1 protein-coding gene is annotated in these 614 nt (G+C 52.8%); it reads left to right on the top strand.

Annotation, left to right across the window (positions count from 1 at the left end; translation table 11 throughout):
- Positions 1–555: IS1634 family transposase (locus M4I42_RS17080; protein WP_442864126.1), on the top strand; the 555-nt coding region annotated here is incomplete at its 5' end.
- Positions 556–614: the final 59 nt, after the last annotated feature.

The raw sequence follows: 614 nt of genomic DNA, 5'->3' as shown, positions 1-614 counted from the left end.
CGGCCGAAAAAAGGGGTGGAACCCGAGGTGGAGACGCTGTATCTTTTGCGCCTGGACGTCGAATTCCACCAACAGGCATGGGAACAGGCAAGACGGAAAGCGTCCCGGTTTGTCCTCGTCACGACCGTTCCGAAGGAATGGAAAGGCCGAACGATGGATGCTCGAGAAATCTTGAAGTTGTATAAAGGGCAAATCTCGGTGGAAATGAACTTCTCCTTTCTCAAAGATCCGTTCTTCACCGACGAGATTTACGTCAAAAAGCCAGAACGGGTGGCGGTGTTGGGCTATTTATTTCTCTTGGCCTTGGCGATTTACCGCGTCTTTCAGCGCCGGGTGCGTCAGTTCATCACACCAGAACGCCCGTTAAAGGGCGCCGGAGGCCGCAAGCTGACCCGACCGACCGGGCAAGCGATTTTTCAGTTGTTTGAGTATGTGAAAGTCGTCCTCCTCAAGCTGCCGGATGGACGCATCCAACGCGCGCTAGGAAAACCGCTCACCTACGAGCAGCGAAGGATTCTGCAAGGATTGGGAATGGATGAGAGCATTTACGTGTAACGTCATATGGAACGACTAGCGATGGTAAAAAAAGGATTGCCATCGCTTGTCGTGTTGGT

It is taken from the genome of Anoxybacillus sp. J5B_2022 (assembly GCF_026847645.1).
Classification (GTDB): Bacteria; Bacillota; Bacilli; order Bacillales; family Anoxybacillaceae; genus Anoxybacteroides.
This window is presented reverse-complemented; position numbering and strand designations above follow the sequence as displayed.